This is a genomic window from Cupriavidus necator N-1, assembly GCF_000219215.1.
GTDB classification, from domain to species: domain Bacteria; phylum Pseudomonadota; class Gammaproteobacteria; order Burkholderiales; family Burkholderiaceae; genus Cupriavidus; species Cupriavidus necator.
Map to the genome: position 1 here is coordinate 2,391,813 of NC_015726.1, position 24,889 is coordinate 2,416,701.

23 protein-coding genes and 6 tRNA genes are annotated in these 24,889 nt (G+C 65.3%); 9 read left to right on the top strand and 20 right to left on the bottom strand.

The window, feature by feature from the left end; translation table 11 throughout:
- Nucleotides 1-58: 58 nt before the first annotated feature.
- Nucleotides 59-331, bottom strand: a complete 273-nt coding sequence (locus tag CNE_RS11215) for a hypothetical protein (RefSeq protein ID WP_013957248.1) — start codon at nt 329-331, stop codon at nt 59-61.
- Between the two features lie 442 nt (nt 332-773).
- Between CNE_RS11215 and trxA the strand changes: the two genes are divergently transcribed.
- The 6 genes from trxA to CNE_RS11245 all read left to right on the top strand — a co-directional run bounded on the left by trxA (nt 774) and on the right by CNE_RS11245 (nt 7,466).
- On the top strand, nt 774-1,100 hold the full coding sequence (gene trxA / locus CNE_RS11220; protein ID WP_010814265.1) for a thioredoxin TrxA: 327 nt from the start codon (nt 774-776) through the stop codon (nt 1,098-1,100).
- A 179-nt stretch (nt 1,101-1,279) separates the two neighbouring features.
- On the top strand, nt 1,280-2,542 hold the full coding sequence (gene rho, locus CNE_RS11225) for a transcription termination factor Rho (RefSeq protein ID WP_010814266.1): 1,263 nt from the start codon (nt 1,280-1,282) through the stop codon (nt 2,540-2,542).
- Between the two features lie 112 nt (nt 2,543-2,654).
- The gene (locus CNE_RS11230; protein WP_013957249.1) at nt 2,655-3,506 is read left to right on the top strand and encodes a M90 family metallopeptidase; all 852 of its coding nucleotides are present in this window, start codon (nt 2,655-2,657) and stop codon (nt 3,504-3,506) included.
- Nucleotides 3,507-3,707: 201 nt separating this feature from the next.
- Nucleotides 3,708-3,968: a type B 50S ribosomal protein L31 gene (locus CNE_RS11235; RefSeq protein ID WP_010814268.1), complete on the top strand. Its 261-nt coding sequence runs from the start codon at nt 3,708-3,710 to the stop codon at nt 3,966-3,968.
- Between the two features lie 245 nt (nt 3,969-4,213).
- Nucleotides 4,214-6,001 carry an ArnT family glycosyltransferase gene (locus tag CNE_RS11240; protein WP_013957250.1) on the top strand — a complete coding sequence of 596 codons (1,788 nt, stop codon included), beginning with the start codon at nt 4,214-4,216 and terminating at the stop codon, nt 5,999-6,001.
- Nucleotides 6,002-6,113: 112 nt separating this feature from the next.
- On the top strand, nt 6,114-7,466 hold the full coding sequence (locus tag CNE_RS11245) for an MATE family efflux transporter (RefSeq protein ID WP_013957251.1): 1,353 nt from the start codon (nt 6,114-6,116) through the stop codon (nt 7,464-7,466).
- Between the two features lie 87 nt (nt 7,467-7,553).
- Here CNE_RS11245 and CNE_RS11250 read toward each other — a convergent pair.
- The 7 genes from CNE_RS11250 to gltX form a co-directional block, all read right to left on the bottom strand.
- Nucleotides 7,554-7,630: transfer RNA gene (locus tag CNE_RS11250), tRNA-Asp, on the bottom strand.
- A 68-nt stretch (nt 7,631-7,698) separates the two neighbouring features.
- A tRNA-Glu gene (locus tag CNE_RS11255) sits at nt 7,699-7,774 on the bottom strand.
- A 105-nt stretch (nt 7,775-7,879) separates the two neighbouring features.
- Nucleotides 7,880-7,955 (bottom strand) — tRNA-Ala (locus CNE_RS11260).
- 198 nt (nt 7,956-8,153) lie between these two features.
- Nucleotides 8,154-8,230, bottom strand: a tRNA-Asp gene (locus CNE_RS11265).
- Between the two features lie 69 nt (nt 8,231-8,299).
- Nucleotides 8,300-8,375 (bottom strand) — tRNA-Glu (locus tag CNE_RS11270).
- 67 nt (nt 8,376-8,442) lie between these two features.
- Nucleotides 8,443-8,518 (bottom strand) — tRNA-Ala (locus tag CNE_RS11275).
- A gap of 275 nt (nt 8,519-8,793) precedes the next feature.
- Entirely contained in the window at nt 8,794-10,194 is a 1,401-nt protein-coding gene (gene gltX, locus CNE_RS11280) for a glutamate--tRNA ligase (RefSeq protein ID WP_013957252.1), read from the bottom strand.
- Nucleotides 10,195-10,441: 247 nt separating this feature from the next.
- On the opposite strand from gltX, the gene CNE_RS11285 reads away from it, so the two are divergent.
- Entirely contained in the window at nt 10,442-11,362 is a 921-nt protein-coding gene (locus CNE_RS11285) for a patatin-like phospholipase family protein (RefSeq protein WP_013957253.1), read from the top strand.
- 85 nt (nt 11,363-11,447) lie between these two features.
- On the opposite strand, the gene CNE_RS11290 is transcribed toward CNE_RS11285, so the two are convergent.
- From CNE_RS11290 to CNE_RS11310, 5 genes are all read right to left on the bottom strand, one after another.
- Complete coding sequence (locus CNE_RS11290; protein ID WP_013957254.1) at nt 11,448-12,128, bottom strand: C40 family peptidase; 681 nt, start codon at nt 12,126-12,128, stop codon at nt 11,448-11,450.
- 390 nt (nt 12,129-12,518) lie between these two features.
- Complete coding sequence (locus CNE_RS11295) at nt 12,519-14,180, bottom strand: ABC transporter ATP-binding protein (RefSeq protein ID WP_013957255.1); 1,662 nt, start codon at nt 14,178-14,180, stop codon at nt 12,519-12,521.
- Complete coding sequence (locus CNE_RS11300; RefSeq protein WP_013957256.1) at nt 14,177-15,313, bottom strand: ABC transporter permease; 1,137 nt, start codon at nt 15,311-15,313, stop codon at nt 14,177-14,179. Before CNE_RS11300 ends, CNE_RS11295 begins: the two co-directional genes overlap by 4 nt.
- Entirely contained in the window at nt 15,310-16,359 is a 1,050-nt protein-coding gene (locus CNE_RS11305; RefSeq protein ID WP_013957257.1) for a microcin C ABC transporter permease YejB, read from the bottom strand. Before CNE_RS11305 ends, CNE_RS11300 begins: the two co-directional genes overlap by 4 nt.
- Nucleotides 16,360-16,399: 40 nt before the next feature.
- Entirely contained in the window at nt 16,400-18,301 is a 1,902-nt protein-coding gene (locus tag CNE_RS11310; protein WP_013957258.1) for an extracellular solute-binding protein, read from the bottom strand.
- Nucleotides 18,302-18,512: 211 nt separating this feature from the next.
- On the opposite strand from CNE_RS11310, the gene fabI reads away from it, so the two are divergent.
- The gene (fabI, locus tag CNE_RS11315) at nt 18,513-19,301 is read left to right on the top strand and encodes an enoyl-ACP reductase FabI (RefSeq protein WP_013957259.1); all 789 of its coding nucleotides are present in this window, start codon (nt 18,513-18,515) and stop codon (nt 19,299-19,301) included.
- A gap of 100 nt (nt 19,302-19,401) precedes the next feature.
- On the opposite strand, the gene CNE_RS11320 is transcribed toward fabI, so the two are convergent.
- From CNE_RS11320 to CNE_RS42715, 3 genes are all read right to left on the bottom strand, one after another.
- On the bottom strand, nt 19,402-20,652 hold the full coding sequence (locus tag CNE_RS11320) for an MFS transporter (protein WP_013957260.1): 1,251 nt from the start codon (nt 20,650-20,652) through the stop codon (nt 19,402-19,404).
- A gap of 166 nt (nt 20,653-20,818) precedes the next feature.
- Entirely contained in the window at nt 20,819-20,989 is a 171-nt protein-coding gene (locus tag CNE_RS41705) for a hypothetical protein (RefSeq protein WP_167540172.1), read from the bottom strand.
- A complete protein-coding gene (locus CNE_RS42715) occupies nt 20,986-21,120 on the bottom strand; it encodes a hypothetical protein (protein ID WP_013957262.1) in 135 nt (44 codons plus the stop codon). Before CNE_RS42715 ends, CNE_RS41705 begins: the two co-directional genes overlap by 4 nt.
- Nucleotides 21,121-21,347: 227 nt before the next feature.
- On the opposite strand from CNE_RS42715, the gene CNE_RS11325 reads away from it, so the two are divergent.
- Entirely contained in the window at nt 21,348-21,599 is a 252-nt protein-coding gene (locus CNE_RS11325) for a DUF1488 family protein (RefSeq protein ID WP_013957263.1), read from the top strand.
- An 88-nt stretch (nt 21,600-21,687) separates the two neighbouring features.
- On the opposite strand, the gene CNE_RS11330 is transcribed toward CNE_RS11325, so the two are convergent.
- From CNE_RS11330 to CNE_RS11345, 4 genes are all read right to left on the bottom strand, one after another.
- Complete coding sequence (locus CNE_RS11330) at nt 21,688-22,014, bottom strand: EF-hand domain-containing protein (protein ID WP_013957264.1); 327 nt, start codon at nt 22,012-22,014, stop codon at nt 21,688-21,690.
- Between the two features lie 244 nt (nt 22,015-22,258).
- The gene (locus tag CNE_RS11335) at nt 22,259-22,708 is read right to left on the bottom strand and encodes a potassium channel family protein (RefSeq protein ID WP_013957265.1); all 450 of its coding nucleotides are present in this window, start codon (nt 22,706-22,708) and stop codon (nt 22,259-22,261) included.
- A gap of 11 nt (nt 22,709-22,719) precedes the next feature.
- Complete coding sequence (locus CNE_RS11340) at nt 22,720-23,769, bottom strand: DUF2955 domain-containing protein (RefSeq protein ID WP_013957266.1); 1,050 nt, start codon at nt 23,767-23,769, stop codon at nt 22,720-22,722.
- Nucleotides 23,759-24,886: an HlyD family secretion protein gene (locus tag CNE_RS11345; RefSeq protein WP_013957267.1), complete on the bottom strand. Its 1,128-nt coding sequence runs from the start codon at nt 24,884-24,886 to the stop codon at nt 23,759-23,761. Before CNE_RS11345 ends, CNE_RS11340 begins: the two co-directional genes overlap by 11 nt.
- Nucleotides 24,887-24,889: the final 3 nt, after the last annotated feature.

Genomic DNA, 24,889 nt, shown 5'->3' on the forward strand with positions numbered 1-24,889 from the left:
GGGCGCCGCCGGCCTGAGCGGCTGGCGGCAAGTGCGATGCGGGACAGGCGGAGCCGGCTCAGTCCGAACCGCTTTCCAGCCGAGCGCGGATCTCGCGCGCGGTCTCGAGCAGGCCCTCATAGCCGGAGCGCGCATGCTCGGGCAGGTCCGGGTCGCCCACCAGGGTACCGAGGGTCTCGATGATGCTGTAGACCAGGCCGCGTGCGGCACCGCTGGCGATGCTGTTGGTCTCCACGGCGCTGCTGATATGGTCCAGCGCATCGCTCAGGTGGTCCACGTCCGGCGCCTGGCCGGGCTCGGGCTGCGAAGGCTTGCGGGGATCGGTGTTCATGTCGATGACCTAGTCAGTGGCGCAGGATGCAAGATTGGCCCGCTGGCGCCGCCCGCGAACCGCTTTCTATTCTACGCGCACGCCACTCGCATCCGGCACCCGCGACGCACGCATAAGTGCATTCTATGACACACCCCTTCGTGTGCCGCGAGCGATTGCCCGAATCTCTCGGCGCCATAGAAAATAAGCATTTCAATGAATCCCCCGATTGCAGCAGAATCATTTCCGTGCCGGCGCCCTTTCGAGGGTTGCCAGGCCGGTCTTGAAAATCGGCAAACTGGTAACATATCGGCAGCACCGGGCGCGGCAGCGGCCCCCACAGCCTGTTTGCGGCTGCGGAGGCGGCCCGACGGGTCCGCGCAATCTCGTGTAAGGTAACGGTTCGGCCCTCCGAAGTCTCCAGCCTTCAACATAAACAGAGCGAAACCAGAGGTTTTCCGCCATGAGCGAACAAATCAAGTATGTGAGCGACGCCTCCTTCGACGCTGACGTCCTCCAGTCCGACAAACCCGTCCTGCTCGATTTCTGGGCGGAATGGTGCGGCCCCTGCAAGATGATCGCGCCGATCCTGGACGAAGTCGCCAAGGACTACGGCGACAAGCTGCAGATCGCCAAGATCAATGTCGATGAAAACCAGCAGGTGCCGGCCAAGTTCGGCATCCGCGGCATCCCGACGCTGATCCTGTTCAAGAACGGCGCGGTCGCGGCCCAGAAGGTCGGCGCGCTGTCCAAGTCGCAACTGACCGCCTTCCTCGACGGCAACCTGTAAGCTGCGCACCGGGACCTGACCCACGGTCCCGGTTTTGCCACGATCCGACGTGCGTGCGCCACATCCTGGCGCGCCGGTCGGATTGTGCTAAGATGCCACCAACAACTCCCCGAGCGTTCGCTCATTTCCCCCCTTCCCTTTAGGTCTCGCCCGTCCGGGCCCATCTGTACCCCTCGTCTATGCACCTGACAGAACTCAAATCGCTTCACGTGTCTGCGCTTCTCGAAATGGCGGCTACGCTCGAGATCGACAATGCACAACGGATGCGCAAACAGGAACTGATGTTTGCGATCCTGAAGAAGCGCGCCAAGATGGGCGAAACCATCTTTGGAGACGGCACGCTCGAGGTGCTGCCCGACGGCTTCGGCTTCCTGCGCTCCCCCGAAACCTCGTATCTGGCCAGCACGGATGACATCTACATCAGCCCGTCCCAGATCCGCCGTTTCAACCTGCACACCGGCGATTCGATCGAGGGTGAAGTGCGTACGCCCAAGGACGGCGAACGCTACTTTGCACTGGTCAAGGTGGACAAGGTCAACGGGCAGCCGCCCGAAGCGGTCAAGAACCGCATCATGTTCGAGAACCTGACGCCGCTGCACCCGAACCGGCCGCTCACGCTCGAACGCGATATCAAGGCTGAAGAAAACATCACCGGCCGCATCATCGACATGATCGCGCCGATCGGCCGCGGCCAGCGCGCGCTGCTGGTGGCATCGCCCAAGTCCGGCAAGACCGTGATGCTGCAGCACATCGCCCACGCGATTGCCAACAATCATCCGGAAGCCGACCTGTTCGTGCTGCTGATCGACGAGCGCCCGGAAGAAGTGACCGAGATGATGCGCTCGGTGCGCGGCGAAGTGGTTGCGTCGACCTTCGACGAACCGGCCATCCGCCACGTCCAGGTTGCCGAAATGGTGATCGAGAAGGCTAAGCGCCTGGTTGAACTGAAGCGCGACGTGGTGATCCTGCTGGACTCCATCACCCGCCTGGCGCGTGCCTACAACACCGTGGTGCCGGCCTCGGGCAAGGTGCTGACCGGTGGTGTGGACGCCAACGCGCTGCAGCGCCCGAAGCGCTTCTTCGGTGCCGCGCGCAACCTGGAAGAAGGCGGTTCGCTGACCATCATCGCCACCGCGCTGATCGAAACCGGCAGCCGCATGGACGACGTGATCTATGAAGAGTTCAAGGGCACCGGCAACATGGAAGTGCACCTGGAACGCCGCCTGGCCGAGAAGCGCGTCTACCCGTCGATCAACCTGAACAAGTCGGGCACGCGCCGCGAAGAGCTGCTGATCAAGCCGGAAATCCTGCAGAAGATCTGGATCCTGCGCAAGTTCATCTCCGACATGGATGAAGTGCAGGCGATGGAATTCATCATGGACAAGATGAAGGCCACCAAGAACAACGCCGAGTTTTTCGATATGATGCGCAGAGGCGGCTGAGCCCTCGCTGCAGCATCGCCGCAAGGCGGACAGGAAGGCGTGCCCCGGCACGCCTTTTTTGTTGCCCGACCTTTTGTTGCCGGACCATTTCACAGCGCACGGCGCTACGCCCATGCTCGGCAAACTGACCTCATTCCTGCGCACCCGCTCGCTGGCCCGCAAGCTGGAGCACTACGCCATCCCCGACGCGCTGTGGACGCGCACGGTCGCCACGCTGCCGTTCGTGCAGCGCTACGGCAGCAAAGACCTGGCGGCGCTGCGCGAGCTGGCCACGCTGTTCATCGCCGACAAGGAATACTCCACCGCGCACGACCTGCCGCTGGCCGACGACATGGTGGTCAGTGTTGCCGTGCAGGCCTGCGTGCCGATCCTGAAGCTGGGGCTGCCCTGGTACCGGGGCTGGCACGGCATCGTGCTCTACCCGGGCGAGTTCATCATCCGCCGGACCGTGCAGGACGAGATCGGCCTGGTGCACGGCGTGGTCGAGGAAGCCACCGGCGAGGCCTGGGAGCACGGGCCGGTGATCCTGTCATGGCCCGACGTGCACACCCCCGGGGCCGGCATCGACAGCGACCACGAACTGCCGGCCGATACCTACAACGTGGTCATCCACGAATTCGCCCACAAGCTGGACATGCTCGACGGCGAGCCCGATGGCGTGCCGCCCTTCTCGCGCGTGCTGCACCCGGGCATCGACGCGGAAGCCTGGGCCGAGACCTTCCTGACCGAGTACGACCGTTTTGCCGAGGCCTGGGACGCGCGCGACGAGGCCGACTGGGAGCATCCGGAGCGGCTGCCACCGGCGCTGCGCATCATCGACCCGTATGGGACCGAGGCGCCGAGCGAGTTCTTTGCTGTGACGTCAGAGGCTTTTTTTGTCGAGCCGACCGGGCTTGCGCGACACTGGCCGGTTGTATACCAGTCGCTGGCCGCCTTCTATCGCCAGGACCCGGCCTCCATGTGATGTTTTTGCCGCAATTCTGCGCAATACTTTCTGTGTCGCACGTGGCGCAGGCTCTTCCCCAAGTATTTGTTTTTCTGCCATAATCCCGGTTTGCCCGTTACCGGCAAGTGGTTCGTTCGTCGCCGCGCCATGCACGCTCTCGCCCTCGGCAGAGAACAGCGGATTGCAACGGACTGGCTACCCAACCAGAAAGGACTCATCATGAAAGAAGGCATTCACCCGAATTATCGCGAAGTCGTGTTCCAGGACATGTCCAGCGACTTCAGCTTCATCACCCGCTCGACCATCCAGACCAAGGACAAGATCGTGAAGGACGGCAAGGAATACCCGCTGGCCAAGATCGAAGTCTCGTCGGAATCGCACCCGTTCTACACCGGCACCCAGAAGATCATGGACACGGCCGGCCGCGTGGAAAAGTTCCGCCAAAAGTTCGGCAACAAGCTGGGCAAGGCTGCGAAGTAATCGCTTTCAGCGAACCCCGCTTCGCAAGGCCTGCGGACAGATGCTCCGGGGCCTGTGCGAAACAGCAAAGAGGCAGCATCGGCTGCCTCTTTGCTTTTGTGCCGGACCATGACCGGTACCGCCGCATTCATTGGATTTACCCCACACCCCGTGAGGCTTCCACGCCATGCCACGGCCCGCGTGGCCGCCGCATGCGCGATACTGTGGCCTTCGCGCCATTGCGCCACGGCCCGACCTGAGCATCGATGCGTCAAGCCAATACCTCACCCGTCCAGTTGACCGCTGCCGCGACCGGCGCCCTGCCGCGCGCGCTGCTTCTGGCGATCTGCATCATCTATGGCCTGGTCGGCCTATTCGGCCGCGATCCGTGGAAGAACGAGGACGCCGCCGGCTTTGGCGTCATGTGGCAGCTGGCCACCGGCAACCTGCACGACTGGCTGATGCCGAATATCGTCGGCCGCCCGTACAGCGAGGACGGCCCGCTGGTGTTCTGGATCGGCGCGCTGATGATTCGCGGCTTCGGCAACTGGCTGAGCGCGGCCGACGCCGCCCGGCTGGCCACGGCACTGTTCTTCTTCGCGACCTGCGCCTGCATCTGGTACACCACCTACCTGCTGGGCCGGCGCGACGAGGTCCAGCCATTTGCCTATGCCTTCGGCGGCCAGCCCAATGCGCGCGATTACGGCCGCACGCTGGCCGACGGCGCGCTGCTGATCTTCCTGGCCTGCGTGGGCCTGGCCGTGCGCGGGCACGAGACCACGCCGCAGGTCGGCCAGGTCGCCTTTATCGCTCTGGCCCTGTACGGCATGGTGCGCAGCCTCGACAAGCCAATCCAGGGCAGCCTGGTCTATGGCGCCGCGCTGGGCGGGCTGGCGCTGGCCAGCGGGCCCATGCTGCCGCTGGCGCTGCTGGGCGGCAGCGCGGTCTGCGCGCTGGTGTGCAAGCCGCTGCCGTGGCGGCGCCTGGCCGCCATCGGCATTCCGCTGGCGCTGCTGACGGTGTCGGCATGGCTGGCGGCCGCCTACTTCGGCGCAGCCGACCGCGACGAGGCGGTGACCTTTATCCGCGAATGGTCGCGCTATGACCGCCGCAGCTACGGTTCGCCCAATATGGCGACCTTCGGCTTCAATATGCGCAACCTGTTCCTGTACACGTGGCCGGTCTGGCCGATCGCGGGCTGGGCCTGGATCGCGTGGACCGGCATGCGCCGCGCACCCCATGTGGCGACGCCGCTTGCGCTGCTGCTGCCGGTGCTGGTGCTGCTGTTCCTGCAGCGCAGCGCCGGCGACGTGCAGTTCATCCTGCTGCTGCCGCCGATGGCCGTGCTGGCCGCATTCGCGCTGCCCACGCTGGCGCGCGGCGTGATCAACGCGATCGACTGGTTCGCGCTGCTGTTCTTCACCATCTTCGGCGGCACGGTCTGGTTCATGTGGATCGCCAAGACCACCGGCTGGCCGCCGCGCATCGCGCGCAATGTCTTCCGCCAGCTGCCCGGCTACCAGCATGAGTTCACCATCGCCGCGGTGGTGTTCGCGCTGGCGGCCACGGTCGCGTGGGTGCTGATCGTGCGCTGGCGGCTGTCGCGCGCGCCCAAGCAGATCTGGCGCCCGGTGGTGATTTCCGCCGCCGGCACCACCCTGATGTGGGTCATGGCAATGACGCTGTGGCTGCCCTCGATCAACTACGGCAAGACCTACCGCGACGTGGCCCAGGCCGCGGCGATGGCGCTGCCGCCTGCCTATCAGTGCGTCCAGCCGATCCGCATGGGCGATGCGCAGCTGGCATCGTTTGCCTATTTCGGCCATATCCGCTTTGGCGGCCCCAACGACGGCTGCGACGTGCTGCTGCGCCATGACTCGGTCGACTATGGCGAGCCGGGCAGTATCTCGCATTTCGAGTGGCGGCTGATCTGGGAAGGCCGCCGTCCCGCGGACCGCGACGAGCGCTTCCGCATGTATCGGCTGGTCGATACCGCGCGCGCCATCCATCCGCGCCCCGACCTGCCGCGGCGCCGCCTGCCGCGCCAGCCCTGAGCCCTTTCCGGCGTCACCACCACCGCAGCGCCTGTCGCGCCATCGAACCATTCCGGCCGCGGGCGGCTGCGGGGCTGACCATCCAGCCCTGACCAAGCCTGCCGAGCCCTGAATGACCCTGTTCCAAGATCTTCGCCGTATCGGCGGCCTGGCCGGCCCAGTGCTGGCCGGCCAGCTTGCCGTTATCGCCTTTGGCGTCATCGATACCGTGATGGCCGGGCGCGCTTCGGCGACCGACCTGGCCGCCGTGGGCCTGGGCGGCTCGATCTACGTCACCATCTATATCAGCCTGATGGGCGTATTGCAGGCGCTGTCGCCCATCGCCGGGCAGCTCTATGGCGCCGGCCGCATCGAGGCGATCGGCGCCGAGGTCCGGCAGGCCGCATGGCTGGGCGCCGCACTGGCGATTCCGGGCGTGCTGCTGCTGGCCTTCCCGGCCCCGCTGCTCGCTTTCGCCAAGGCACCGCCCGAACTGGTCGAGAAAGCCACCGCCTACCTGCATTTCGGTGCCTTCGGGCTGCCGGCGGCGCTGGGTTTCCGCATCTACTCGGCGCTGAACAATGCGCTGTCGCGCCCGGTCATGGTGACGGTGCTGCAGATTGGCGGGCTGGCGCTGAAGGTGCCGCTCAATGCATGGTTCATCCACGGCGGCCTGGGCGTGCCGGCCTTGGGCGGCCCCGGCTGCGGCCTGGCCTCGACGCTGATCAGCTGGGCCTGGTGCATCGCCGGGCTGCTGATCCTGCGCTACGGCAGCGCCTATCACCCGCTGCGGATCTTCAGTACCTGGAGCTGGCCGGCTGCTGGCCCGCTGCGCGCGCTGCTGCGGCTGGGCCTGCCGATGGGCCTGACCTACCTGATCGAGATCACCTCGTTCACGCTGATGTCGATCTTCATCACGCGCCTGGGCACGGTGACGCTGGCCGGGCACCAGATCATCGCCAACCTGGGCGCGGTGGCATACATGCTGCCGCTGTCGCTGGGGATTGCCACTTCGACGCTGGTGGCACAGCATCTCGGCGCGCGCGACCTGGCCGGCGCCAGCCGCCTTGCCTGGCGCGGTATCCGCATGGCGGTGACGCTGGCGGTGCTGACCGGTGCCCTGCTGTGGCTGCTGCGCAAGCCGGTGCTGCATGCCTACGCGAGCGATCCCGCGGTGGTCGCGGCAGCGCTGCCGCTGGTGCTGTTCGTGGCGTTCTACCAGGCCTTCGACGCCGTACAGGTGATGACGGCGTTTATCCTGCGCGCGTACAAGATCGCGCTGATCCCGACGCTGATCTACGCCGGCTCGCTGTGGGGAATCGGACTGGGCGGGGGTTATGTGCTGGGCTTCGGGCTGATCGAGGGCATGCCCGCCTTCACGCGCGGCGCCAGCGGCTTCTGGCTGGCCAACAGCATCAGCCTGGCGATTGCAGGCGTGCTGCTGGTGCGGTATTTCAGCCGGGTCAGCAAGGATCCGGAAAACTGACTCTGGCACTGGCCGCTCGCAAGGGCGGTGGCCCGCAATTTCAGTAGCCGAAAAAGAAAAACGCCCGCTTGCGCGGGCGTTCTAATTTGGCGGAGTGGACGGGACTCGAACCCGCGACCCCCGGCGTGACAGGCCGGTATTCTAACCGACTGAACTACCACTCCATAGTCGGTGCCGACTGGAGCCTTGGCTCCGGACGACTGGCTGGGCGTTTGATTACACCCTGCTGTTTTGGCGTCCCCTAGGGGATTCGAACCCCTGTACTCACCGTGAAAGGGTGATGTCCTAGGCCTCTAGACGAAGGGGACAGAAACTTGTTTTACAACGCGTTTTCTGTCTTGCGCTGGAAAGTCTGCCATCATAGCAGGCTTTTTCGCGCCTGGGAAGCTTCTTTTCAGACGCTTCCCAAATTCTGGTGGAGCTAAGCGGGATCGAACCGCTGACCTCTTGCATGCCATGCAAGCGCTCTCCCAGCTGAGCTATAGCCCCGTATCCGGTACTGCTGGACGGTTACTGCTGAAACCACCTTCGCTGTCTGCCCCTTACTGCAGCATTTGCAGCGAAGACAGGATTATATAGCGGGCTTCACAATGAGCGCAACATTTTTTATTGCATTTGCGGCGATTAACGACATAATCCCTCACCCAAAGAAAAACCCGCATGGCGCAAACCATGCGGGTCTAGTTTTGGCGGAGTGGACGGGACTCGAACCCGCGACCCCCGGCGTGACAGGCCGGTATTCTAACCGACTGAACTACCACTCCTTAGTCGGCTGCCGTTTCAAGCTGATGCTTGAGACGACATGCTGGACGTCTGATTACGCCCTGCTGTTATGGCGTCCCCTAGGGGATTCGAACCCCTGTACTCACCGTGAAAGGGTGATGTCCTAGGCCTCTAGACGAAGGGGACAGAAACTTGTCTTTCAACACGTTCCGTCTGGCGCCACCCGAAAAAAACCTGGATGACACCTAAATCTTGGTGGAGCTAAGCGGGATCGAACCGCTGACCTCTTGCATGCCATGCAAGCGCTCTCCCAGCTGAGCTATAGCCCCATGGTACTGCCATTTACTGCAACTTGCTGCGTTTTCGCCTGATTTAACTACCGTTTCAAGCGAAGCCAAGATTATATATTAACCACTAATCTTTGCAAGCTCCCGTTTCAGCTTTTTTTCGCTTTCCCGTCACTTCAAAAATCAGTTCGGAGATTGCGAAGATCCTTGCGGATCAGCCAGCCCGCTTGGTCAGGGACCGCGCTGCAGGGAGAAAGAGATTATGCGCAAGTCCGGCCCGGAGCGCAAGCCCCCGGCGCGGACTTTTTCACGACTTTTTATGCAGCCGCCGCCAGGCGGCGCAGCACCGTGTCACGGCCGAACAGTTCCAGCACCGCGTCGATGCCCGGCGTCTGCAGCTGGCCGGCCACCAGCAGGCGCACGGGCATGGCCAGCTTGGGCATCTTCAGGCCGAACTCGGCCAGCACCGCCTTGAAGGTGGCGTTGATGGCTTCGCGCTTCCATTCCGGCAGCGCGGCCAGCTGGGTGGCCAGCGCTGCCAGCGCGGGCTGGATCTCCGGGGTCAGGTGCTCGGCCTTGAGCGCGGCAGCCGCCTGCGGCTCGCCGCGATAGAACAGCAGCGCCGCCTGCGCGACTTCCTTCAGCGTATTGGCGCGGTCCTTCACCAGCCCCACCACGCCGGCCAAGTCCGCCCCTTCCACCTTGCCGCCGAGCGCCTCGATGAACGGCTGCGTCAGCGTGGCCAGGCGCTGGTTGTCGCCGACCTTGATGTAGTGGTTGTTCAGCCAGGCCAGCTTCTCGGGGTTGTACTGGGCGGGCGACTTGCCCAGGTGCTCCAGGTCGAACCATTCAACGAACTGCTCGCGCGAGAAGATCTCGGCGTCGCCGTGGGCCCAGCCCAGGCGCGCCAGGTAGTTCAGCACGGCTTCGGGCAGGTAGCCCTCGTCGCGGTAGCCGGTCACGGCCATGGCGCCATGGCGCTTGCTCATCTTCTCGCCCTGCTCGTTGAGCACGGTCGGCAGGTGGGCGTAGACCGGCGGCGTGCCGCCCAGCGCGCGGATGATGTTGATCTGGCGCGGGGTGTTGTTGACGTGGTCGTCGCCGCGGATCACGTGCGTGATCTTCATGTCGAGGTCGTCCACCACCACGCAAAAGTTATAGGTAGGGGTGCCGTCCGGGCGCGCGATCACCAGGTCGTCGAGCTCGTCGTTGGAGATCTCGATGCGGCCCTTGACCGCGTCGTCCCACACTACGCTGCCGCCGATCGGGTTCTTGAAGCGGATCACCGGATCGACGCCCGCCGGCGGCTCGGGCAGGACCTTGCCCGGCTCGGGACGCCAGAAGCCGTTGTAGCGCGGCTTCTCGCCGCGCTCGCGCTGGGCTTCGCGCAGCGCGTCCAGTTCTTCGGTGCTCATGTAGCAGCGGTAGGCCAGGTCGGACTCGACCATCTGCGCCACCACCTCGCGATAGCGGTCCATGCGCTGCATCTGGTAGAACGGGCCTTCGTCGATATCCATCTCCAGCCAGGCCATGCTTTCCAGGATCACGTCAACCGCTTCCTGCGACGAACGCTCAACGTCGGTGTCTTCGATGCGCAGGATGAAGTCGCCCTGCATGCGGCGGGCGAAGGCCCAGGGATAGAGCGCTGAGCGGATATTGCCGAGGTGGATAAAACCGGTCGGGCTCGGCGCAAAGCGGGTGCGGACGCGTTGGGTCATGGTCAGGGGCAGAAACAAGAAAGCCCGCGCGCAGCGGCGCGCAGGCTGGTGTATGTGCAGGCCTTGCATTATACCAACGCGCATCCCTCGCCTCGCCCGGCGTGCCGGCGCCGCGCGGAATCATTTATGCTTGCGCCGGTCTGAGGTGATGCCGGTGATTCAGGCAAGGCGATGCCAGCCCCCATGGAGGAGCGCCCGCATCACATCCCTGTATCCGCCGGTCCTACCTGGTTACTGATCCCGCTTCATGCAACGACGTAATTTCCTCGGCATCTCCGCGGCCGCCCTGCTGGCGGGCTGCTCGTTCGGCCCGCGTCCCGCGCCGCCGCTCGCCACCACCCCGCCCGCGCCACGGCCCGTCAAGATTGGCCTGGCGCTGGGCGGCGGCGCGGCACGCGGCTTTGCCCATATCGGCGTGATCAAGGCGCTCGAAGCGCAAGGCATCCATGCCGACCTGGTCACTGGCACCAGCGCCGGCGCAGTCGTGGCGGCGCTTTACGCCAGCGGACTGAATGGCTTCCAGCTGAACAAGCTGGCGCTGACCATGGACGAAGCCGCCATCGCCGACTGGGCCCTGCCCTTCGGCACCCGCTTCGGCGGCTGGCTCAAGGGCGAGGCGCTGCAGAACTACATCAACCGGCTGGTGCAGAACCGGACGATCGAGGCCATGAAGCTGCCGCTGGGCATTGTCGCCACGGACCTCAAGAGCGGCGAGAAGATCCTGTTCCGCCGCGGCAACACGGGCCAGGCCGTGCGCGCGTCGAGCAGCGTGCCCGGCGTGTTCCAGCCGGTGTCGATCCAGGGGCATGACTATGTCGACGGCGGCCTGGTCGAGCCGGTGCCGGTGGATTCCGCGCGCAGCATGGGCGCGGACTTTGTCATCGCGGTCAATATCTCGGCCGACCCGTCGGCGCAGAAGAACGCCGGCCAGAGCGGCGTGCTGCTGCAGACCACCGCGATCATGGGCCAGTCGATCAACAAGATGGCACTGGCGCGCGCCGACGTGGTGATCCGCCCCGAGCTGCCCGATATGGGCGGCAGCGATTTCAACGCCCGCAACCAGGCCATACTGGCCGGCGAACAGGCCACCACGGCGGTGATGGCAACGCTACGGCAGCAGCTGGAACAGGCCCGCCTGACGCCGGCCGGAACGGTCGCAGCGCAATAACCCGGGAGGCCACGCCTCGCCAACGCAAAAAGGACTGCCGCAGCAGTGCCGCAGCAGTCCTTTTTGCTTGAAGCGCGCCGAAGCCTCAGCCGCCGTACAGCGATGCGCGGGCGACCTTGGGGTCGTAGCGCTTGAGCGTCTCGACCATGTCGCCGAGGCCATCGGCACCGCCCTCCTTGCCATCCTCGATGCGGCGGGCGCCGTTGTAGCGGGTCACCCAGTAAGCTGCACGCATGTCGTCGACACGGATCTTGCTGCCCGTGGACGGGGCATGCACGAACTTGTTGTCGCCGATATAGATGCCAACGTGCGAGAAGGTCTGACGCATGGTGTTGAAGAACACCAGGTCGCCCGGACGGAGGTCGGTGGCTGCCACGGTGGTGCCGACACGGCTGATTTCGACAGAGCGGCGCGGCAGCATGAAGCCGAAGGTGTCCTGGAATACGTAGCGGACAAAGCCGCTGCAGTCCAGGCCGGATTCGGGGCTGTTGCCGCCGAAGCGGTAACGCACGCCAATCAGGCCCAGCGCATTCATGACCAGGTCGCCAGCCTTGCTGGCAACATTGCTGGTGGAATTCACCACCGACGACAGCAAGCCGCGCTTGCCTTCCGTATGCGAGTCCGCAGCCTGGGCCGAGGCATCGATACGGGCGTCGGCATCCTTGAATACCGTATCCGCCAGCACTCCATTCGACACAGTCGCACCGCAGGCAATGGCAATTCCGACGGCGGCACGCGCCAGGGAATGAAGTACCGATCGCTGCATTGGTTCTCCCGTTGATCGTTCCAAAGCAAGCCCCGGCACAAGTCCGGGGCGGGCTGGGTATCTGTGAAATTCGCGTGAACTTCGCGAGGAATTCTTGTGAACCTGCGGGGTGAACCCTATGCAACATCCGGACCAGGCTTACCTGGCCTGTCTTGCACCGCAAACGTGCCGTGCACGATCCAATGCGTCGGACGGACCACCCCCAAAACTAGTTCTCGCGGGATGGTAAAGGGTTGTCATTCACATGTCAAAGTTCGTTACAAATTCGCCGGATTTGACTGGCGAATCAATGATATAGGCGGGATTTCGCATCTTGTTTGTCGGATTAGTCCGAGCAACCGGATGCTAGTCAGGCGGGGCCGCGGCGTTGATGCGCCGCACATTTTCGGGTCAGGCCGCGCCGACCTGCGCCGCCGCCATCAGCTTGCGCGTATAGGGGTGCTGGGGTGCGCCCAGCACCGCTTCGGTGTCGCCGGCCTCGACCACCTCCCCCGCCTTCATCACGAAAACCCGATGCGCCATGGCACGGATCACCGCCAGGTCATGGCTGATGAACAGGTAGGTGAGGTTGTACTTGTGCTGCAGCTGGGACAGCAGCGCCAGCACCTGCTGCTGGATCGACACGTCCAGGGCCGAGGTGGGCTCGTCCAGCACCAGGATCTGCGGCTTGAGGATCAGCACCCGGGCAATGGCGATGCGCTGCCGCTGCCCGCCCGAGAATTCATGTGGATAGCGGCCCAGCGCGGTACGGTCCAGGCCGACCTCGCGCAGGGCTTCGATCACGCGCTGGCGCGTGCCCTCGCGCGACAGGCCGGGCTGGTGCAGCGCTAGGCCTTCGCCGACGATCTGCTCGATGGTCATGCGTGGCGCCAGCGAGCCGAACGGGTCCTGAAACACCACCTGCATGCGCGCGCGCAACTGGCGGCGATCGTCGCGCGTGGCGGTGTCGAAGCTGCGGCCCAGGAAATGGATGGTGCCGCCGCTCTTGCGCTGCAGCGCGAGCACGGTATGCGCCAGCGTGGTCTTGCCCGAACCGGACTCGCCGACGATGCCGACGGTCTCGCCCTCGCGCAGCTGGAAGTCCACGTCCTTGACCGCCGCGAACTGGTCCTTGCCGAACCAGCCGGCCAGCCCGCGGCGCTTGCGCGCGTAGTTGACGCTCAGCTTGCGCGCTTCCAGCAGCACCGGCGCCAGCGGCACCAGCGGCAGCACCTCGCGCCTGGGGCGGCTGTCGATCAGCTTGCGGGTGTAGGGGTGCTGGGGGGCGGCAAACACCTGCGCGGTCTCGCCGGTCTCGACCAGCACGCCCTTCTCCATCACGCCCACGCGCTGGGCAAAGGAACGCACCAGGTTGAGGTCATGGGTGATCAGCATCACCGCCATGCCGAACTCGGCCTGCAGGTCGCGTAGCAGGTCCATGATCTGGGCGCGGATGGTCACGTCCAGCGCCGTGGTCGGCTCGTCGGCCAGCAGCAGCTTGGGGCGACAGGCCAGCGCCATGGCGATCATGGCGCGCTGGCGCTGGCCGCCCGAGAGCTGGTGCGGAAAGCTGTCGAAGCGGTGCGCGGCGTCGCTGATGCCGGTACGCTCCAGCAGCGCGATGGCGCGCTCGCGCGCGGCGCGGCGGTCCAGGCCCTCGTGCAGCGCCAGAGTCTCGACGATCTGGTTGCCGATGGTGTACAGCGGGTTGAGCGCCGTCATCGGCTCCTGGAAGATCATCGCGATCTCGGCGCCGCGGATGCCGCGCATCTCGCGGTCCGACACCGCCAGCAGGTCCTTGCCCTCGAAGCGGATGGCGCCGTCGTAGTAGGCGTCCTCCACCAGCCGCAGCATCGCCAGCGCGGTCACGGTCTTGCCCGAGCCCGACTCGCCCACCAGCGCGTAGCGCTCGCCCGCGCGCAGATCGAAGCTGACTTCGCGCACGGCACGGGTGGCATGCTCGCCGTGGCCGAAGGTGACGGAAAGCTTGTCGACGCACATCAGCGTGGAACCGGGCGCCGGCGCCGCGGCCGGCGCCACGGCCGGCTGGATCACGGGAGACACCGCGGTCATGGCGTGGCCTCCGGTGCTGCCCCGGTTGGCGCGCCGGCCGGGATCTTGGGTTCGACCCGGCCGCGCAGCGCCGCCAGGCCCAGGCGGGTATCGAAGGCATCGCGCAGCGCGTCGCCCATGAAGGTCAGCAGCAGCAGCGTGACCACCAGCACCGCGAAGGTCGACAGCGAAATCCACCACGCATCCAGGTTGGCCTTGCCCTGCGCCAGCAGTTCGCCCAGGCTGGGCGTGGTGGGCGGCACGCCCATGCCGAGGAAATCCAGGCTGGTCAGCGCCAGGATGGCGGCGCTCATGCGGAACGGCAGGAAGGTGATCACCGGGGTCAGGCTGTTGGGCAGGATATGGCGCCACATGATCTGCACATTGGACAGGCCCAGCGCGCGCGCCGCCTTGACGTAGTCGAGCGAGCGGTTGCGGTAGAACTCGGCGCGCACGTAGTCGGACAGGCCCATCCAGCCGAACAGCGACAGCAGGATGATCAGCAGCGCCAGGCTGGGCTCGAAGATCGAGGCAAAGATAATCAGCAGATACAGCTCCGGCATCGAGCTCCAGATCTCGATGGCACGCTGCGAGAACAGGTCGAAGCGCCCGCCGAAAAAGCCCATCAGCGCCCCGGTCAGCGTGCCCACCAGCACCCCGATCACGGTCAGCGCCATGCCGAACAGCACCGACACGCGGAAGCCGTACAGCAGCCGGGCCAGGATGTCGCGGCCGCGGTCGTCGGTACCCAGCCAGTTCTCTGCCGACGGCGGAGCCGGGTTGGGCTCCTTGGCAAAGTAGTTGAGCGAGTCGTACGAATAATGGTTCAGCGGGAACACCGCGAAGTTGCCGTTGGTGGTGATGCGGTCGCGGATATACGGATCGAGGTAGTCCGCGGGCGTGGCGAAATCGCCGTCGAAGGTGGTTTCCGGGTAGACCTTGACGATGGGGAAATACCACTCGCCCTTGTAGTGCACCACCAGCGGCCGGTTGCTGGACAGCAGCTCGGCGCCCAGGCTCAGCACGAAGATGACCACGAAGATCACCAGGCTCCAGTAGCCGCGCCGGTTGCGGCGAAAGCGCTGCCAGGCGCGCTGGCGCGGCGAGGGCGAATGCGGCAGCCCGTTGGGGGCCGCGTGCGTGAACAGTTTCATCGGTGCAAGCCCTCGAAATGGATGCGCGGGTCCACCAGCACGTAGCAGACATCGGAGATCAGGCGCGTGACCAGCCCGATCAGCGTGAACAGATAGAGCGTGCCCAGCACCACCGGATAGTCGCGCCGCAGCACCGCCTCATAGGACAGCAAGCCCAGCCCGTCCAGCGAGAACAGCGTTTCGATCAGCAGCGAGCCGGTGAAGAAGGCACCGATGAACGCGGCCGGGAAACCCGTCACCAGCGGGATCAGCGCGTTGCGGAACACATGCTTCCACAGCACGCGGCGCTCGCCCAGGCCCTTGGCGCGTGCGGTCAGCACGTATTGCTTGCGGATTTCCTCGAGGAAGGCATTTTTGGTCAGCATGGTGACCACCGCGAAGCTGCCCACCACCGATGCCGTGATCGGCAGCACCAGGTGCCACAGGTAGTCCATCACCTTGCCCATCAGCGAGAGCTGCTCCCAGTTGTCGGAGGTCAGACCGCGCAGCGGGAACCACTGCACGAAGGTGCCGCCGCCGAACAGCACCAGCAACAGCACGCCCAGCACAAAGCCGGGGATGGCATAACCCACCAGCACGATGATGCTGGTCACGACGTCAAAGCGGCTGCCCGCGCGGATGGCCTTGGAGATGCCCAGCGGCACCGATATCAGGTAGGTCAGGAAGAAGGTCCACAAACCCAGACTGACCGACACCGGCAGCTTGGACTTGACCAGCTCCCACACGCTGCGGTGCTGGAAATAGCTCTGGCCCAGGTCGAACCGGGCAAAGCGCTTGAGCATCAGGAAGTAGCGCTCCAGCGGCGGCTTGTCGAAGCCGTACAGGGCCTGGATCTCCTTGATCTTCTCGGGGTCGACGCCGCGGCGCCCGCGGTATTCGGCACCGCCGCCGCTGGCTTCGCCGGCGCCGCCCCGCCCTTTCAGTTCCATCATCATCTGTTCGACCGGGCCGCCCGGCACGAACTGGATCACCACAAAGGTCAGCGTGATGACCCCGATCAGCGTCGGGATCATCAGCAGAATGCGCTTGAGCAGGTAGGCAAGCATCGGCCGGTCCTCATCCTTGTCTTGGTCGCGGCGGGGCGCGTCAGCGCGCCTGCGCCTGCAGGTCCGTGCGCCACCAGTGGCTCAGGATCCAGCCTTCGGCCGTGTAGTAATACGGAAGGCGCTCCGGGTAGGCCAGCGTCTTGCGGTATGACACCCGGTGCGATGCGCTGTACCAGTTCGGCACGATGTAGTAGCCATGCATCAGCACCCGGTCCAGCGCCCGCCCGGCGGTGACCAGCTCCTGCCGGGTATGGGAGTGCAGCACGTTGTCCACCAGCTTGTCGACCACGGGCGACTTCAGCCCGAACAGGTTGTCCGAGCCCGGCGTGCCGGCCGCCTCGCTGGAGAAGCGGTCGCGCAGTTCGTTGCCGGGGCTTTGCGAGTCCGGGAAGCGGATCGACACCATGTCGAAGTCAAAATCCTCCAGCCGCTTCTGGTACAAGGCAAAGTCCGTGGTGCGCTGGTTCACCTGGATGCCGAGCTTCTCCAGGTTGCGCACATAGGTGGTGATGACGCGGCTCATGGCGCCGCCATCGTCGAGGAACTCGAACACCAGCGTCTCGCCCTTGGCGTTGCGCAGTGCGCCATCCGTATAGGTCCAGCCGGCCTGGGCCAGCAGGCGCCGTGCCTCGCGCAGGTTGTCGCGCAGCGAACGCGGCGCCGCGGTGCTGGGCTGGACCACGTCCGGGCCGAACACCTCTGGCGGCAATTCCGCGCGCAGCGGCTCAAGCAGCGCCATCTCGCCCGGGCCGGGGCGGCCGTCGAAGGTGGCGCTGGCGGCCAGTTCGCTGTTGGAAAACCAGCTGTCCAGCCGCTTGTAGGCGCCGTAGAACAACTGCCGGTTCAGCCATTCGAAGTCGAGCGCAAGGATCAGGGCCTGGCGCACGCGCACGTCCTGGAACACCGGCTTGCGCATATTCATCACGAAGCCCTGCATGCCGGCACCGTTGCGGTGCGGGAACTCGGTCTTCAGCAGCTCGCCGTTGCGAAAACGGGTGCCCTGGTAGCTCTTGGCCCAGTTCTTGGCCTTGTATTCGACGATGGCGTCGAACTCCCCTGCCTTAAAGGCCTCGAGCTTGGCGGTCTCGTCCTTGTACAGGCGGTAGGCCACGCGCGCGAAATTGAAGGTGCCGCGGCGCACCGCGAGATCCTTGCCCCAGTACTTCGGGTCGCGCTGGAAGATGATGCCGCGGCCGGCGTCATAGCGCTCGATCAGGTAGGGGCCGCTGGTGACCGGCGGCTCGAAGGTCAGCTTCTCGAACGGGATCTTGGCCGTCCATTTCTTCGAGAACACCGGCAGCGAGCCGACGATCAGCGGCAGCTCGCGGTTGCGCTGCTTGAATTCGAAGCGCACCGTGCGCTCGCCGGCGACGATCACCGCCTTCACATCGGTACACATGCTGCGGTAGCCCGGGCTCGAGGCCTTGCTCATCAGCATGTCATAAGAATATTTGACATCCGACGCCAGCACCGGGTCGCCATTGGAGAAGCGCGCCTGTGGCCGGATGGTGAACGTGACCGATAGCTCGTCCGGCGCCACCGTGATGTCCTCGGCGAGCAAGCCATAGGCGCTGGCGCTCTCGTCGGCGCTGCTGATCAGCAGCGACTCGAACATCAGCGCGTTCAGGCCGGGCGCTGACGTGCCCTTCAGCGTGAACGGATTGAACTTATCGAAACTGGTGCGCCGGTCGGGATTGGCGAGTGTCAGCGTGCCGCCGGCGGGTGCATCGGGATTGGCGTAGTCGAACTGCCGGAAATCCGCCTGGTACTTCAGGTCCCCGTGCAGCGCGAAGCCATGCGCCGCCAGCGCCGGACTGGATAAGAGAGAGACCCCCGCCGCCAGCGCCATCGCCAGCCCGCTTGCGACCCAACCGCGCAGTACCGCATCCCGCCGGAAGCACTGCCATGCCGCCTGAAGCGGCCAACGTGCTTGAATAGGCATCCCGTTGGATTCCTCCACTATGACCTGTGGGGCCCGGCATTCTGCGGCCGGGCCAAGTATGAGACAATTTTACATGCGTCGGGGGTGGCGCCAGCCATCCGGACATTCCCTCTGCGCGGCGCAATAAAAACGGCCGCAGGACAGCAAAGGCACGCGCACGGCCGCACGGCGGACGCACGAAGCGTGCCTGATACACCACCTTGGAGAATTTATGGGATTTCTGGCAGGTAAGCGGATCCTGATCACCGGCTTGCTCTCTAACCGGTCGATCGCCTATGGCATCGCATCGGCGTGCAAACGCGAAGGCGCCGAACTGGCCTTCACCTATGTCGGCGAACGGTTCAAGGACCGGATCAGCGACTTTGCCAAGGAATTCGGCACCGACCTGGTATTCGAGTGCGACGTCGGCAGCGACGAGCAGATCGCCGCGACCTTCGCCGCGCTGGGCCAGCGCTGGGAGAAGTTCGACGGGCTGGTGCACTCGATCGGCTTCGCGCCGCGCGACGCCATCGCCGGCGACTTCCTGGAAGGCCTGTCGCGCGAAGGTTTCCGTATCGCCCATGACATTTCCGCCTACAGCTTCCCGGCGCTGGCCAAGGCCGCGCTGCCGCTGCTGTCGGACAAGGCCTCGCTGCTGACGCTGACCTACCTGGGTGCCGAGCGCGTGGTCCCCAACTACAACACCATGGGCTTGGCCAAGGCCTCACTGGAAGCCAGCGTACGCTACCTGGCCTCGTCGGTCGGCCCGCGCGGCATCCGCGCCAACGGCATCTCGGCCGGCCCGATCAAGACCCTGGCCGCCTCGGGCATCAAGGGCTTCGGCAAGCTGCTCGGCCATTTCGAAGACGTCGCACCGCTGCGCCGCAACGTCACCATCGAAGAAGTCGGCAACGTGGCCGCCTTCCTGCTGTCCGACCTGGCCAGCGGCGTGACCGGTGAGATCACCTATGTCGACGGCGGCTTCAACGTGGTCGGCGCAAGCGTCGCGGACGCAGAGTAAGCCAGTCCCCGCCAGCGGGACGCAGATGAAAAAGGGGGGCCCGATGAGGCACCCCTTTTTTGTTCCTTGCGGACCTGTGCGCGGACCAGGTCCGCCTGCATCACGCCTGCGCCGCGGCGGGCGCGCCCTGCCGGCCCATGCTCAGCATCGACCACGCATAGACCACCAGGCCGCCCAGCGCCAGCAGCAGGCCCACCCAGCCGGTGGACTCCCAGCCGTAGCCGGCGGCGATGGTCACCCCGCCCAGCCACGCACCGAGCGCATTGGCCATGTTGAAGGCCGAGTGGTTGAGGGCCGCGGCCAGCGTCTGCGCGTCGCCGGCGACATCCATCAGCCGGATCTGCAAGGCGGGGCCCAGCGCCACCGTGGTGCCCACCAGCAGCACATTGATGGCCCCCAGCCAGGGATGCGACGCGGTAAAGGTGAAGGCGCCCAGCACCAGCGCCGCCCACACCAGCACGCCGCCGATGGTCGGCATCAAGGCCTTGTCGGCCAGCTTCGCGCCGGCAAGGTTGCCCGCCACCGTGCCGATGCCGAACAGGGCCAGCACCACCGGGATACCCGCCGCCGGCATATGCGCCAGCTCCAGCATGGTCGGCTTGATATAGCTGAACACCGAGAACATGCCGCCAAAGCCGATCGCGCCGATGCCCAGTGTCAGCCACACCTGCTTGTGCTTGAGTGCCGACAGCTCGCGCAGCGGGCTGGCACGCCGGTCGGCCGGCACGAACGGCACCCAGCGCCATACCAGCAGCGCCGTCAGCGCGCCGAGGGCACCGACGATCAGGAAGGCCGAGCGCCAGCCCAGCCAGGTGCCGACCGTGGCCGCGATCGGCACACCTACCAGCGTGGCAATGGTCAGGCCCAGCATCACAAGCCCCACCGCCTGTGCGCGCCGCTCGCGCGGGACCAGGCTGGCGGCCACCAGCGCCGCCACGCCGAAGTAGGTGCCATGCGGAAAGCCCGTGAGCAGGCGCGCCACCATCATCGACAGATAGGAAGGTGCCAGCGCGCTGGCAATATTCCCGGCGGCAAACACCGCCATCAGCGCGATCAGCAGGTTGCGCCGCGGCCAGCGCGCGCCCAGCACCGCCAGCAGCGGCGCGCCGATGACCACGCCCAGCGCATAGGCGCTGATCAGGTGGCCGGCTTGCGGGATGGAAATGGCGAGGTCGCTGGCGGCATCGGGCAGCAAACCCATAATGACGAACTCGCCGGTGCCGATGCCGAAGCTGCCGACGCCAAGCGCCAGCAGCGGCAGGCGGCCGGATGATTGGTGATCGCGGGAAGAAAAGGAAGTGTCTGCGCCGCGGACGGGATCCGCGGCGGAATGTGCATGTGGGGCGGCCATGTACAGGATTGCAGGATGTTCAACAAAATGCCGCCCGCTGACGGGCGAGGTCAGTGCCCTCGCCTCTGATCGATCCAGCGTGCTCCTGTGCGGCGCGCAGGCTGTATTGTGCGGCAAAACCGCAAATCTTGCCCGCACCGGCCTGACTGGCCGGCGTTGCGTTGGCTTACCTGGTCACGTGGACCAGCCGGTGCCACCAGTACCGAAGCGAATGCTTCGCGATGCCGAACACCGGCTTGTGGTGGATGCCCACCCGGATGATGTAGCCGTAGACCCCGACCAACACGGCCAGGAACACAAGGGACCAGATGATCCCTGCGCTGTCAGTCTCAGTCATTTCTTCTTCTTGGCGACCTCATCGTGTCCGCGAAACTGGACCGTGCTGAAGGGTGAGGCCGGCACCGATGGCTTCTTCGGTTGCTTGGGTTTCTTGGCTTCGCGGCTGCTGCGTAGTTGACTCTTGGCCATGATGGGCTCCTGAATGGCTTGCCTGGAGATAATGGCAACCCCAGCATACGCGCTAAATCGCCGGCAAAAGAAATATCTTTCGCCAAGAACGCGGGTCATGCGCTGCAGCAGCCAGCGCAGACAGATGCCCGGCTGGCGGGAAACGGGTGCATACTAGGGCTGGCAGCACCGGCTGGCGCCAGCAAGCCCAACATGCACGGCGTACCGTGACCGGACAGGAGTCTGCAATGGCACTGAACTTTCCCAATCCCAGCCGCAGCTACGATGCGGCGCGGCACTGCGTTTGTTTCTGGGGCTATGACAACGCGCGCGAAGTGGCATTCCAGGTCACTGACGACATTCTTCTGCGCCTGAGCCACCAGGGTACCGCGGAAGAATCCGCCCTTCTCGCCACATTCGACCATCATCGGGACCAGATCCTGCAATTGGCCAGGGACCTGTACAACCCCGGGGAACGTACCACCTACACGATTTCCTGACTGGAAAACGCAGCGCGGCGATGGGGCCAGGCCTGTGCCTGCCCCCCCCGCCGCGCTACGTTGTCCTGCCCGCTATGCTTGCGCCCGATCAGTTCAACCCGCCCGGATTCTGGGCGGTGTTGCGTTGCTTCGTCTTGGCCGCCCAGAACGCGCCAATCTGCCTCTCGGTCACCTCGCCCTTCTTCTTGGCGTCGATCTGGTCAAACTGTTTGTACACCTCCGGCATACCCGCCTGCGCCTCCTCACGGGTCAGCTTGCCATCGTGATTGGCGTCCGCAGCCTTGAACTTCTCCGAGAACTTCGCCTTGGCTTCCTTGGCATTCATCGGCGGCTGCTGTTGCTGCGCACCAATGGTTCCGGAGGCGAGGCAAGCCGCCAGCGCCAGGCTGGCAATCGAAAGCTGTCGCGCAATCATCTGAGTCTCCCTGGATAGTTGGATGGCGAGTGCAGCCAGCCTGATGGTCGTCCGCAACGGGCCAGTTTTCGCAGACGTCGGGATACAGCGATTGCCCGAACCCCGCCCGAGATCATCGTCGGCTTTCAGAGATTAGGGAATTCAGAAATTTCGGCATCCGATATTAAAACCCTCCCAGGAATGTGACGTGTGCCGCGGCGCGACATCTCCCGTGGCCGAGCTGATGCCTACAACACCTCCACTCCTATGGCCCTTCGTCCTGCCGCAGCCTGGCCAGGTTGTGCTTGATCACGTCAAGCACCGCCGCGGTCATCACCGAAGTGGAGACGCCGAACATCAGGATGCCGTTGGCCGCCTCGAGCGGCCCCAGCAGGCGCCGGGGTTCGGACATGACGATATCGCCATAGCCCAGGGTGGCGAAATTCACGCCAGAGTGATACAGCGCGGTGGCGTAATCGTTGAACTCGCCCAGCAGCATGAACAGGACTGCCCAGATTGCCATCTGCACGAAATTGCCGAGCAACGTCAGCATCATCACGACCGACAACAATAGGATCTCCTGCCACAGCGATTCTCGGGCTTGCCGCGCATGCCTGAAGCGCACGTAGTAGCGCAGGCAGATAGCGACGAAGACCGCCTGCAGCAGCAGGCAGAGCAGCATCACGGGAAGGCCGATCAGCAGGTTGCTCAGCACGACCGGCCTCTTTAGCGGGCGTGCCGTCGTGCGCTGCGCGGCTGGTCGAGCAGCTCGATCATCAGCCAGGCATACAGCGTGACGCCGATAAACAGGCCCATGCGCACGGCGAAGGCGGTATAGACATCCTTCCCGGCCGCGCTGTCCTGCACCGACTGGCCCAGCAGGATGATCAGCGTCACGAGAGTGTTCACCCAGAAGCCTGGCGGGTACCCCGACGGGCTGAGACCATACAGCTTGCGCGTCACCAGCAGGCCGAACAGCAGCATCCACAGGAAGTACATCCACAAATGCACGAACAGGCTGAGCGCGCACCAGAACAGGATGGCCAGCACGCCGCCGAACAAGGTCGAGCCAAGCAGTTCGCGCCCGGCGCCGCGTGCCGTGGTGGTGCAGCTTTGCCGGCCAAGGGTGACCGCTTTCATGATGATCGGGATGTACGCGGCCGGGTCGTTCAGCGCCAGCAGGAAGGCCGGCATCACCACCAGCGCAGCGCGCAGCGCAATCCAGGCGGCCTGGTCATCCGGAAGGGCCTTGGCCGCGGGCGGCGCCTGCGCGCCGGCCGGTTCGGGAAACAGCCAGTGGCCAAGTGCCAGCACCACGACCGCGACGAGCAGTCCCTTGACCAGGGCACCGATGACCGTGACCGCCAGACCGAAATCGAAGGTGCCCGCCGCCGAGATCATGGTCAGGCCAATCACCAGGAAGGTCGAGACCAGGTTGTTGCCGCCGCGCAGTCCGTAGCGAAACGCGAGGAACAGGCACAGGCCGATCATCAACACGCCGCTGACCGGGTAGTAGCGCAGCAAGGGGATCAGCAGCAGGCCGGTGCCAGTAGTCAGCATCACGACCAGCACCAGGCCCAGCCCGGCCTTGGCTGACATCGGCTGGTTGACGCTGGCCAGCAGGAACACGCCGAGCACCGGCGCGAGCATGGGGACCGGCAGGCCCAGGCCGAAGCTGGCCGCCAGGCACAGCGCGGTGCCGCACGCCACGCGCAGCGAACGCTGGGCGCGTGGTTCGCGCGCGGGCAACGGCAGCGCCGGGCGGTCAGTAGACATAGGAAAGCCAGCTCATCAGGTACAGGAATACGCGGCCGAGCGGATTGAGCGGGTTGCCCTGGGTGGGAAACGCCATGACCTCGGCCTGCCCGCCCACGCGAATACCGCGCATCGAGGCGAGTTCGCCATGGGCAAGCTCGACCACCACCGGGAAGCGTTGCGCCGGACGCAGCCAGTCCCGGCTGTTCTGCACCGTCGGCAAGCTGCCCGGCGGCGTGCTCGGGCCGACGTTGACGCCATAGCCGACACTGCGCACACGACCTTCGAAGATCCTGCCCGGCAGCGCATCCAGCACGATGGCAACCGGCGTGCCGGGCTCGACACGGCCCAGGTTGTTCTCGGTCATCTCCGCGCTGATCCACAGATCGTGGATCGCGATCAGCGTCATGACCGGGTTGCCGGCCGCGGCAAACTGGCCGGCATCGGTGCGCAGGTCGGTGACCAGCCCGGCGGCGCGCGCCCGCACCTGCGTATTGGCAAGATCCAGTGCGGCCTTTTCCAGGGCCGTGGCGGCGCTGCGCAGCTTGGCGTTCTCTTCCTCGCTGCCCCCCTGCTGTTCGCGCGCACGCTGGACCTCGGCCTTGGCGGCGGCGACCTGGCTGACAGCCTGCTCGAGGCTGGCCCGCGCCACCTCCAGACGGCGCAGGGAAATGGTGCCGGGGTCATCGCTGTACAGGCGCTCCAGACGGCTGCTGTCCTGGCGCGCCTTGAGTTCGTTGGCGCGTGCTGCGCGCAGCGATGCCTGCGCCGATTCGATGCCCGCGGTGCTGGCGCCGATCTGCCGGCGTGTCGACTCCAGATCGGCGCGGGCGCGGTCCACGGCGATCTTGTAGTGCTGGGGATCCACCTCGAACAGGACAGTGCCTGCCGCAACGTCCTGGTTGTTGCGCACATGCACCTTGGTCACGCGCCCGGACACTTCCGCCGCGACCGGCACCACGAAGGCCTGTACCCGCGCCTGTTGCGTGTACGGGGTCAGGCGGTCGGCCAGCAGGTACCAGACCAGGCTGATGACGATCAGCAGGATCACCCAGCGCACGCCCTTCCTTGCCGGGTCGGCGGCGGGCGGCGGTGCGCCGGGCGCTGGGGCTGCGGGGGGTTGCGGGGCGTCGCTCATCGG